The organism is Klebsiella sp. 2019SCSN059, from assembly GCF_021739525.1.
Lineage (GTDB): Bacteria > Pseudomonadota > Gammaproteobacteria > Enterobacterales > Enterobacteriaceae > Klebsiella > Klebsiella quasipneumoniae.
This window is the reverse complement of sequence record NZ_JAKKOM010000001.1, coordinates 303,125-313,597: the sequence shown is the minus strand read 5'-3', so window position 1 is coordinate 313,597 and position 10,473 is coordinate 303,125. Positions and strand designations below refer to the sequence as shown.

The 10,473-nt window shown below is 63.4% G+C and carries 8 protein-coding genes and 1 pseudogene; 2 read left to right on the top strand and 7 right to left on the bottom strand.

The annotated features are described in order from the left end of the window. Positions 1-273 precede the first annotated feature (273 nt). Complete coding sequence (locus tag L2I46_RS01580) at positions 274-2,346, top strand: TonB-dependent siderophore receptor (RefSeq protein WP_074423154.1); 2,073 nt, start codon at positions 274-276, stop codon at positions 2,344-2,346. A gap of 370 nt (positions 2,347-2,716) precedes the next feature. Here L2I46_RS01580 and L2I46_RS01575 read toward each other — a convergent pair whose 3' ends face one another. The 7 genes and pseudogenes from L2I46_RS01575 to L2I46_RS01545 all read right to left on the bottom strand — a co-directional run bounded on the left by L2I46_RS01575 (position 2,717) and on the right by L2I46_RS01545 (position 9,760). Further along, on the bottom strand, positions 2,717-3,505 hold the full coding sequence (locus L2I46_RS01575; RefSeq protein ID WP_017901271.1) for an ABC transporter ATP-binding protein: 789 nt from the start codon (positions 3,503-3,505) through the stop codon (positions 2,717-2,719). Continuing rightward, complete coding sequence (locus L2I46_RS01570; protein WP_064154467.1) at positions 3,499-4,494, bottom strand: ABC transporter permease; 996 nt, start codon at positions 4,492-4,494, stop codon at positions 3,499-3,501. The genes L2I46_RS01575 and L2I46_RS01570 overlap by 7 nt, the downstream gene beginning before the upstream one ends. Further along, positions 4,475-5,512, bottom strand: coding sequence for an ABC transporter substrate-binding protein (locus L2I46_RS01565; RefSeq protein ID WP_085551002.1), 1,038 nt, complete (start codon positions 5,510-5,512; stop codon positions 4,475-4,477). The genes L2I46_RS01570 and L2I46_RS01565 overlap by 20 nt, the downstream gene beginning before the upstream one ends. Next, on the bottom strand, positions 5,509-6,483 hold the full coding sequence (locus L2I46_RS01560) for an ABC transporter substrate-binding protein (protein WP_085551001.1): 975 nt from the start codon (positions 6,481-6,483) through the stop codon (positions 5,509-5,511). Before L2I46_RS01560 ends, L2I46_RS01565 begins: the two co-directional genes overlap by 4 nt. A 5-nt stretch (positions 6,484-6,488) precedes the next feature. Continuing rightward, positions 6,489-7,640, bottom strand: a complete 1,152-nt coding sequence (locus L2I46_RS01555) for an acyl-CoA dehydrogenase family protein (protein ID WP_236947486.1) — start codon at positions 7,638-7,640, stop codon at positions 6,489-6,491. Further along, positions 7,627-8,722, bottom strand: a pseudogene (locus L2I46_RS01550) (LLM class flavin-dependent oxidoreductase). Before L2I46_RS01550 ends, L2I46_RS01555 begins: the two are co-directional and overlap by 14 nt. A gap of 144 nt (positions 8,723-8,866) precedes the next feature. Continuing rightward, positions 8,867-9,760 carry a LysR family transcriptional regulator gene (locus L2I46_RS01545; RefSeq protein WP_065805485.1) on the bottom strand — a complete coding sequence of 298 codons (894 nt, stop codon included), beginning with the start codon at positions 9,758-9,760 and terminating at the stop codon, positions 8,867-8,869. Positions 9,761-9,866: 106 nt separating this feature from the next. Between L2I46_RS01545 and L2I46_RS01540 the strand changes: the two genes are divergently transcribed. Further along, positions 9,867-10,469: a cysteine dioxygenase gene (locus tag L2I46_RS01540; protein ID WP_032453221.1), complete on the top strand. Its 603-nt coding sequence runs from the start codon at positions 9,867-9,869 to the stop codon at positions 10,467-10,469. The last annotated feature ends 4 nt before the right edge of the window (positions 10,470-10,473 follow it).

The window sequence follows — 10,473 nt, the reverse complement described above, 5'->3', positions numbered from 1 at the left end:
CGCCCTGTACCCCGCCGCTGATTTTTTATCTTGCATAACGTTTACTACTACATTCCTTCATGGTTGAATGATTTTCAATTACACACATAAAGGCGCGTTCAGACGCTAAATCGCGTGTTTTTATTATTCAGGGCAATGATTTTATTGGCTTTATCTGACCGCAAAGGCAGATTCGTTCACGAGAAAAAGATAATGACTCAACCCCATGTCGCCTTCACCTCGTTGCAAGGGCGGGCGCTTTTTTCGCTTCTTTTTTTAGCCTCACCGGGATTAATGGCCGCGGAAAATAACGCGGCGAAAGGTAACAACGACGCGGAAGAGACCATCACCGTGGTGGCCGACGGCGCCCAGCAGAGCGCCACCAGCGGCTATCAACCGCTCAGCTCCTCTACCGCGACGCTGACCGCGATGCCGCTGCTGGATATTCCGCAGGTGGTGAATACCGTCAGCGACCGGGTTCTCGAAGATCAGCGCGCCACCTCGCTCGACGAGGCGCTGTATAACGTCGCCAACGTGGTGCAAACCAACACCCTCGGCGGCACCCAGGACGCCTTTACCCGCCGCGGCTTCGGCGCTAACCGCGACGGCTCGATCATGACCAACGGCCTGCGCACCGTTCTGCCGCGCAGCTTTAACGCCGCCACCGAACGGGTGGAAGTCCTGAAGGGACCCGCCTCGACGCTGTACGGTATTCTCGACCCCGGCGGGCTGATCAACGTCATCACCAAACGTCCGGAGCGGCAGTTCTCCGGTTCGGTTTCCGCGACGTCCACCAGCTTTGGCGGCGGTACCGGCAGCGTCGACGTCACCGGCCCCATCGAAGGCACAAATCTGGCGTACCGGCTGATTGGGGACTATCAGAATGAAGATTACTGGCGCAATTTCGGTAAAAACAAAAGCCGCTTTATCGCCCCTTCCCTGACCTGGTTTGGCGACCGGGCAACGGTGACCGCGTCCTATTCGCACCGCGACTACAGCGCGCCCTTTGACCGCGGCACTATTTTCGATCTGAATACCGGCCATGCGGTGAACGTCGATCGCAAAACCCGCTTCGATGAAGCGTTTAATATTACCGATGGCTATTCCGACCTCGCCCAGCTCAACGCCGAGTATCGCCTGAACGACGCCTGGACCGCGCGCTTCGACTACAGCTACAGCCAGGATCACTATAACGATAACCAGGCGCGAGTAATGGCTTATGATTCGGCGACCGGCAACCTGACCCGCCGGGTCGATGGAACCCATGGCTCCACGCAGAAGATGCACTCGACCCGCGCCGACCTGCAGGGCAACGTGGTGGTGGGCGGCTTTTATAACGAACTGCTGACCGGCGTCGCCTATGAGAATTACGATCTGCTGCGCACCGATATGCTGCGCTGCAAGAACGTGAAAGGCTTTAATATCTATCATCCGGTCTACGGCACCCTCGACACCTGCAATACCGTCTCCGCGTCCGACAGCGATCAGCGGATCCAGCAGGAGAGCTATGCCGCTTACGTGCAGGACGCGCTGTACCTGACCGACAACTGGATCGCCGTCGCCGGCGTGCGCTACCAGTATTACACCCAGTACGCCGGTAAAGGCCGACCGTTTAACGTCAATACCGACAGCCGCGATGAGAAATGGACGCCGAAAGCCGGCCTGGTCTACAAAGTGACGCCGAACGTGTCGCTGTTCGCCAACGTCGCCCAGTCGTTTATGCCGCAGTCGTCGATCGCCAGCTATATCGGCGAGCTGCCGCCGGAAGAGTCCACCTCCTACGAAGTGGGCGCCAAATTCGACCTGCTGGAGGGCATTACCGCCAATATCGCGCTGTTTGATATTCATAAGCGCAATGTGCTGTACACCGAGAGCATTGGCGATGAGACGGTGGCCAAAACCGCGGGCAAGGTGCGTTCCCAGGGCGTGGAAGTGGATCTGGCGGGGTCCATCACCGATAACCTCAGCGTGATCGCCAGCTACGGCTACACCGACGCCAAAGTGCTGGAAGATCCGGATTACGCCGGGAAACCGCTGCCGAACGTACCGAAACACACCGGTTCGCTGTTCCTGACCTATGACATTCATAACGTCTACAACAGCAACACCCTGACGGTAGGCGGCGGCGGCCATGCGCTCAGCAAGCGCTCCGGCACCAACGGCGCGGATTATTATCTACCGGGCTATGCGGTGGCGGACGTGTTCGCCGCCTATAAGATGAAGCTGCAGTATCCGGTGACGCTGCAGGTGAATGTGAAGAATCTGTTTGATAAGACCTATTACACCTCTTCCATCGGCACCAATAACCTCGGCAATCAGATTGGCGATCCGCGTGAGGTACAGTTCACGGTGAAGATGGATTTTTAATCTTTCTCATGGCACCGGATGCCCATTGCCGGGCGGCGCTGCGCTTGCACCGGCCTACGGTCCTTCCCCTTCCTCTCGAACTCGCAGGCCCGGTAAGGCGCAGCCGCCACCGGGCAAAACGCGGCGCATGGCGCCGGATGTCCATTGCCGGGCGGCGCTGCGCTTGCACCGGCCTACGTTCTTTCCCCTTCTGTGGAGCTCCCAGGCCCGGTAAGGCGCAGCCGCCACCGGGCAAAACGTGGCGCATGGCGCCGGATGTCCATTGCCGGGCGGCGCTGCGCTTGCACCGGCCTACGTTCTACGGTCCTTCCCCTTCTGTGGAGCTCCCAGGCCCGGTAAGGCGCAGCCGCCACCGGGGAATGCGTTTACCCTACCAGTCCTCCTCCTGGCCGAGGATGCGCAATATATCCTGACGATGCTGCAGCAGCTGCGGGTTATCGCGGTGGCGGGGAAAGGCCAGCGGCAGCGCGAACTCGGCGATAATCCGCCCCGGACGCGGCGACATCACCAGCACCCGCTCGCACAGCAGCAGCGCCTCTTCGATATCGTGAGTCACCAGCAGGCTGGTATACCCCTGCTGCTGCCAGAGGGCGATCAGCTCCCGCTGCATGCTGATGCGGGTCAGCGAGTCCAGCTTGCCCAGCGGCTCGTCGAGCAGCAGCAGGCGCGGCTCGTTCAACAGCGCGCGCGCCAGCGCGGCGCGCTGCGCCATCCCCCCTGACAGCTGCCGCGGCCACGCCTCGCTGAAGGCCTGCAGACCGATGCGGTCAATCAGCGCGTCGGCCTTTGCTTCCAGCCCTCTTTTGCCCTGCGCCTGCGGGCCCAGCAGCACGTTCTGCCGCACCGTCAGCCAGGGATAGAGCGTCGGGTCCTGAAACACCAGTATGCGCTCCGGCCCGGGAGCGCCGAGCGGCGCGCCGTCAAACTGCATCTGTCCGCTCTGCGGGGCTTCCAGCCCGGCCAGCAGCCGCAGCAGGGTGGATTTACCGCAGCCGGAAGGGCCCAGCAGCGCCACGCTTTCCCCTGGCCGCAGCTGCAGGCTGATATTCTCCAGCACCGGCACCGCCTGTTTGCCGAGCGTAAACGCGTGATGAAGATGGCTTATCGATACCGCCGCGCCGCGCGCTATCGTCTGCGAACCTGACGTCGCGGTTACCATTGCATCCCTCCCCGCTGCCAGCTCAGCAGCTTATCGCGCAGCATAAATAATCCGCTAATCAGACCGGAGCACAGCAAGGCCATCACCAGCAGCGCGGCGTACATATTGGGATAGGCCGCCCAGCCCTGGGCCCACTGGAGGTAGAAGCCGATCCCCGACTTCACCCCGACCATTTCAGCCACAATCAGCACCGAAAACGACGCGCCAAGCCCCATAAACAGGCCGACAAAGACGTTCGGCAGTGCGGCGGGGATCGCTACCCGCAGGATCAGGAAACGCTGGCTGGCGCCGAGGGTCCGCGCCACGTCGTACCACGCCCTGTCAATGCCGATGACCCCGGACCAGGTCAGCACCGTGACCGGGAACCAGGTGCTCAGCGCAATCAAAAACACGCTGGCGCCGAAGCTTGACGGAAAGATAAACAGGCACAGCGGCAGCAGCGCGGTGGACGGCACCGGCCCCAGCAGGCGTAACACCGGATGGACCCAGTAGCCTATCCGTTGCGACCAGCCAATGGCCAGACCGGTGACGAACCCGCTGCTGGTGCCGAGCAGCACCCCAAGCCCCAGCAGCCCCAGGGAGTGCAGCAGGCTGTCGAGCAGACGCGGCCAGTCGTCGTGCAGCACCTCGATCAGCGCCTGCGGCGGCGCGAAAAACGGCACCGGCAGCACGCCGCTCTTGGCGGTCAGCCCTTCCCAGGCAGCGAACAGCACCGGCAGCAGCGCCAACCACTTGCCGGCATGCAGCACGCGCGCGCCGCGCGCTCGCCAGTAGCGATAGCTCAGCGCCAGCAGTAGCAAGCCGCCGCCGAAGGCGAACTGCGCCAGCGCCCAGCCCTCGCTAAACGGCCAGCGCCGCCCGGCATCGGGCCAGGCCAGGGTGAACAGACCGCCCAGCAGCCACAGCGCGGCGGCCAGCAGCCCTTCTCCCCACAGCGGCGCGCGGCCGGTTGGGCGCGCCAGCGCCTGCTCAGGCGAATACGTTGGCATAGATACTCTCCGCAAACTCATGGGGATCGGTACCCGGTTTGATCACCTGCACCCGCTGCAGGTCGACCGCATACTGCGTCAGCTCTTTCACAAACGCCTCCCCCACCGCGTGGTGGCCGTGCCCCTGTCCGTGCAGAATGCCGCTTACCTCCGCTTCACTGGTGTTGAGCGCATGGGCGAGGAAAGATTGCGCCACGCTTTCCGGGTGTTCGGCGGCATAGCTGTGCGCTTCAAGGATTGCCTGGGTGAGCGCCGCGGCGGCCGGTTTATGGTCCCGCGCCAGGCTCCCGCTCACCCCCAGCACGCAGCAGCTCAGATTGGCATAGTCCCCGGTCATATTGCTGGCGATCAGCTGATACTTGCCGGTCTCCAGCAGCCGATAGCTGAACGGCTCGCTGCCGCTGATGGCGGCGATCTCGCGCTTATCCAGCGCCACGCTGAGCAGATCCGCCGGGTAGACTTTCCACTGCACGTCGCTTATCGGATCGATACCGTGGCGCTTAAGCAGGATAGCGAAGAAGTTTTTATCCGGCCCGGCCATGTCGGTGACGCCGATGGTTTGCCCTTTCAGGCTCTCAAGGCCGTTGAACGGCGACGCTTTGGCCGTCAGCAGGTTCAGACAGCCGCCATGGGTCCCGGCAGTGAGCTTGACGTCAAAGCCCTGCTCCAGCGCCTTCAGCCAGCGCAGCGCCATCCCCACCCCGGCGTCGGCCTTGCCGGTGGCGATCGCCTCCAGCAGCACATCGGTGGAGTTGCCGAAGTTAACAAACTCAACGTCGAGGTTATATTTACTGAAAATCTTCTGCTGCTCGGCGACGGCGACCGGCGCGAGGCAAACCGCGCTTTTGTTGATCGCCAGCTTGATCTTGTACGGCTGCGGCAGGCGCAGCGCCGGATGAGCATCGCCGCTGGCCATCTCCGCCATATCGTGAGCCCACAGCGGCAGGGAAACCCCGGCCAGCGCCAGGCCACCGCTTAGCTTTAAAAAACGACGACGGGAAAAAGCGGACGGGGTCATGGCGTTACCTCCGCGTGGGCCGGCCCGGCGGGCACGCTAAAGCTGGGGTCAAAGGTCGGCTTCACGTCCAGCCGGGTGCGGATCAGGCCGTTGGCGAGATAAAAGTCCGCCGTCGCCTGCTGCTGGGTCACCGTTTCCTCCGCCAGAGACTGCCACTGCGACTGGCGGTTGGCAAACTGCGCGCGGGCGATCTCCGCCGGGAAGCGGATGATCTCCCCCAGCGTTTTGCCGTAGCTGTCGAGATTGGCGTAGGCCCAGCGCTCGGCGCCGGCCAGGCGCTGGAGATAATCCTGCAGCGCGGCGCGCTTTTTCGGGTCGTTAAGCGCTGAATCCGTTGCCGCAAGGAAGGTATTCCCCGGCAGCAGCCCTTTGCCGCTCACCAGGATCTGCCCCTCGTTGGTCTTCACCATCTGGGTGGTGTAGGGCTCCCAGGTCGCCCAGGCGTCCACCGAACCGTTAAGCAGCGCCACTTTGGCGTCCACCGGACCGAGGAACACCCACTGCACCTCCTTCGGTGAAATCCCCGCCTGCTCGAGCGCTTTCAGCGCCACGAAATGGCCAATCGACCCTTTGCCGGTGGCAATGCGCTTGCCTTTTAACCCGGCGGCGGTTTTTATCGCGCTGCCGGGAGAAACCAGCACCGCGGTCCCCGCCGGGTTGCTTTTGTCCACGGCGATCGCTTTCACCGGCGCGCCGTTAGCCAGGGCGAAGAGCAGCGGCGCATCGCCGATGATCCCCGCGTCCACCGCGCCAGCGTTAAGGGCTTCCGCCAGCGGCGCGGCGGCCGGAAATTCGGCCCACTTAATGTCGTAGGGGAGGTTTTGCAGGGCGTTGGCCGCCTCCAGCTGCGAACGCATGCCGCCTTTTTGATCGGCGATGCGCAGGGTAAGCCGCTCCTGCGCCGTCGCGTAACCGCCCAGCGCCAGCAGCATCAGCGCTGCCGCCACCCGGCCTGAGAATGATAGACGCATCGTGATTATCCTTGTGATTGAAAGACGAAGTGGCCGGCTGCCAGCCAGGCGCTGTCGCTCTGCGGGGTATGCACCCGGCCGCAGAGCACATTGCGGTAGTGGCGTTCCAGCGGGTTTTGTCGGCTGAGGCCATGATTGCCGGTCAGCTCGAGCGCGATATTCACCGCCTGAATGGCGTTGTCGGTGATGGTGACTTTCGCCAGGTTGGCCTCGATGGCGGAAAAGCGCAGCGCGGCGGCCTGCTCCAGCAGACTGCGGTTAACCAACAGCAGTTCGGCGATCTGCCCGACCTTCTCCTGCACCCGCGGCAGGCGGGAAAGCGGATGGCCGAGACCAGCGGGCGCCCGCCCCGCCAGCCACCTCACCAGCCAGTCGTGAGCGGCGCGGGCGATGCTGTCATAGATCGCCGCCAGCAATGCCGTCTGTCGGTTGGCGAACAGGCGCAACGGTTCCGCCTGGGAGGCGGGTGGCGCATCGACCGGCCAGACATCCACCGCATGCTCTGCCGCCAGCCGCACGTGGCGAAAAATCACCTCATGGCTGCCGGTAGCCCGCATCCCGGCGTGATCCCAGCTTTTCACCACGCTAATCCCCGGGCTGTCGCCAGGCACCAGCCAGGTGCCCACCCGCGGCGGGTTCTCATCGCTTCTCGCCCAAACCGCCAGCCAGCGCAGCCCTTCAATGCCGGTGGTATAGATTTTATGGCCGTTGATATCCCAGCCGTCCGCGCGGCGGCTCGCCACGGTGTCCGGCAGGCCGCCGCGCGCCGGGGAGCCCAGATCCGGCTCAACGCGCAGACTGTTGATCAGGCCGCCGTGTTCGACGGCATCATGAAAAACCTGCTGGCGCAGCGGCGCGTGCCAGGCGTCGTTTTCCGCCAGCCGCAAATGGTGCAGATACTGCATGCAGACGATCAGCGCCGTCGCCGGCTCACCCCAGGCGATGGCGGCGATGGCCTGCTGCAGCTGGGCCAGGCTGGCGCCCGCGCCGCCGTATGCACGCGGCACGGCGAGGCTTAACCAGCCCCCCGCGCGCAGCGGGTCGATATTGCGCCAGGGAAAGTCGCCGCTGGCGTCAAGACTGGCCGCCTGCTCCGCCATCTGTTGGCGTACCGCCGTCAGCTGCTGCGCCCAGTCGTCGCGCTCAGGATGGATCACGATGCGCGCTCCGCCACCGCACGCCGCGCGGCTTTTTCACGAGCGATCGGCAGCAGCGCCCGGCCGTAGTCTGCCGCATCGTTCAGCGGGTCGAATCCGCGGATCAGGAAGTTGCGCACCCCGAGGTCGTAGTAGTCGAGCAGCGCATCGGCCACCTGCTCCGGGGTGCCTACCAGCGCGGTGGAGTTATGCCCGCCGCCCACCAGCTGGGCGATGCCGGTCCACAGGCGTTTGTCCACCACTCTGCCCTGCGCGGCGGTGGCCCGCAGCCGCTGGGCGCCGATGCTGTCCGGTTTGGCCTTGAACCCGCCCCCGCGCTGCGCCGCCTGCTCGGTGGCGACGTGCAGGATATGCTCGGCTTTCTCCCAGGCCTCGGCTTCGCTGTCGGCGATAATCGGCCGGAACGAGACGCTGAAGCCAATATCACGCTGGTGTTTCGCCGCTTCGGCGCGCACGCGCTGGATGGTCTCGCCGGTTTGCGCCAGCGACTCGCCCCACAGGGCGAAGACGTCAGCGTGTTTGCCGGCGACAGCGATGGCCGCTTCCGACGAACCGCCGAAGTAGATGGGAAGGTGCGGCTTTTGCAGCGGACGAATGGCTGACCAGGCCTGTTCGGCCTGATAAAAATCGTTGTGAATATCTGCCGGCTGCTCACTGGTCCACACCTGGCGTACGACGTCAAGGAAGGCGTCGGTGCGGGCATAGCGCTGGTCGTGGTCGAGGTAATCGCCGTCCCGGCGCTGCTCGGCGTCATTGCCGCCGCTGATGATATGCACCGCCAGTCGGCCCCCCAGCAGATGCTCAAGGGTGGCGAATTTGCGCGCGGCAAGGGTCGGCGAGACAAAACCGGGGCGATGGGCCAGCAGGTACTGAATTTTCTGCGTCGACAGTCCGGCCAGGGCGGTCACCAGAAAGCCGTCGGGTTGATCGGACCAGTGACCCACCAGCAGGCGATCGAACCCGGCGGCTTCATGGGTTTGCGCAAAGCGAACGATATAGTCGCGGTCAAAGATCGGCCCCACCGGGGCAATCGTTTCGGAAGAGAGGCGATGGCCAATCATGCCGAGAAACTGAATGCTCATGAACAACTCCTTGCGTCAGGGTAATGGAGTGGCCGCGACGGCGGCGCTGGTCATTACCCTATACAGGGTGTGTTAATGAACAAAATGCATTTTTATCATATCTTAATATGCAAGACTGGCATTAAACGAAAATACATAGTGCTTTCAGTCGGATACTTTCAGCTGCTGCACCACTTTGCTGGCGAAAAAGGTCAGCGGCGACTGCAGGTTTGCCAGATACCGGGCGTGGATCAGCCACAGCGACACCGCAGGCTGAAAGTCGCTGAGGTTGACGACCTCGAGTTCGTCACGCCACGGGCTGGCCGCCAGCGCCGCCCGCGGCACCAGACCCAGCCCCAGTCCCTGCGCCACCAGCGCCATCTGCAGCTGGGCGCCCGCGCTCTCGACGTTAAGCTTCAGGCGCAGACCCTGGCTTTGCAGCTCGCGGATGAGCCCGGCGCGCAGTCCACAGCCATCGGGGTTAAGGATCCAGCCCTGTTCGACGCACTCCCGCAGCGACGACGCCCGCAGATTCAGACGCCGGGCGGCAATCGGCACCACCTCCAGGGGACACAGCAGGCGCCCGCTGTAGCCCTCGGCGAGGGTCTGCTGGGCGGGGCCCATCGCCAGCATGCCGTCCAGTTCGCCGTTTTCCAGCCGGCGCTGCAGCTCTCCGCTCCAGCCGCAGGCGACCTGCGGGGACAGTGCGGGAAACTGCTGGCTCAGCGCCGCCAGCGCCGCCGGCAGCGCGATCTCGCTGATACTCTGCGGTACGCCGAGACGCAGCGCGCCGCGCGGCTCGCCTTGCGGATCCAACAGGCTGTAGAGCTTTTTCGTCTCGCGCTTAATGCTCAGGCACTGCTCGTACACCCGCTGACCGGCGGCGGTCAGGGTCAGCGGGCGGGTCTGACGCGCCAACAGCGTGACGTTCAGCTCCTGCTCCAGACGCTGCAGGCGCCGGGTGATAGCCGACTGGGTGATCCCCAGATAGTCCGCCGCCTGATTGAGGGAAGAAAACTGCACCGTGGCCAGCAGAGCGTCAATATCGTCGATGCGCATAGGATCCTTATGTGTAATTTGCATATTAATATATGCGTAAATTGCATTTAAATAATATTAACGCCTCTGTTAGCGTTTTGACCAGTCCCTCTGACAGGAACCGCACATGACTGGACCACGACTGGAAAAATTACGCCATTTTATTCATGAGGTTGATCGCCTGCACCGTGAACACCACCAGACCGCGCCGCTGCTTGACGCCGTGGCCCAACGGCTGGCGGCGCTGGTACGTCACGACGACTGGCTGCCGGAAGAGTACACCCTGCCGCACCCGCACCATTACCAGCAGTATCTGCTGCATGCCGACTCCGGGGAGCGCTTCTCGATCGTCAGCTTCGTCTGGGGGCCGGGACAGGCGACGCCGATCCATGACCACCGGGTATGGGGGGCCATTGGTATGCTGCGCGGCGCGGAGGAGAATCAACGCTACCAGCTGGATGCAGACGGCATACCGCGGCCGCTGGGCGCCGCCACGCTCCTGCAGGCAGGCCAGGTGGAGAAAGTCTCCGTTGACGATGGCGATATTCATCGCGTCAGCAATGCGCTGGCGGATCGCGTCTCCATCAGCATTCATGTTTACGGCGGCAACATCGGCGCGGTGAAGCGCGCGGTGTATACCCCGGAAGGCCAGCAAAAACCGTTTATCTCCGGCTACGCCAACCGCCATGTGCCCAACATCTGGGATCCCTCCCGCGAACACCAAGGATAACCAT

What these genes read in the sequence shown, in the direction of transcription:
- L2I46_RS01580 (WP_074423154.1), top strand. Translation starts at nt 274, where the DNA reads ATGGCCGCGGAAAATAACGCGGCGAAAGGTAACAACGACGCGGAAGAG.
- L2I46_RS01575 (WP_017901271.1), bottom strand. Translation starts at nt 3,505, where the DNA reads ATGGTAACCGCGACGTCAGGTTCGCAGACGATAGCGCGCGGCGCGGCG.
- L2I46_RS01570 (WP_064154467.1), bottom strand. Translation starts at nt 4,494, where the DNA reads ATGCCAACGTATTCGCCTGAGCAGGCGCTGGCGCGCCCAACCGGCCGC.
- L2I46_RS01565 (WP_085551002.1), bottom strand. Translation starts at nt 5,512, where the DNA reads ATGACCCCGTCCGCTTTTTCCCGTCGTCGTTTTTTAAAGCTAAGCGGT.
- L2I46_RS01560 (WP_085551001.1), bottom strand. Translation starts at nt 6,483, where the DNA reads ATGCGTCTATCATTCTCAGGCCGGGTGGCGGCAGCGCTGATGCTGCTG.
- L2I46_RS01545 (WP_065805485.1), bottom strand. Translation starts at nt 9,760, where the DNA reads ATGCGCATCGACGATATTGACGCTCTGCTGGCCACGGTGCAGTTTTCT.
- L2I46_RS01540 (WP_032453221.1), top strand. Translation starts at nt 9,867, where the DNA reads ATGACTGGACCACGACTGGAAAAATTACGCCATTTTATTCATGAGGTT.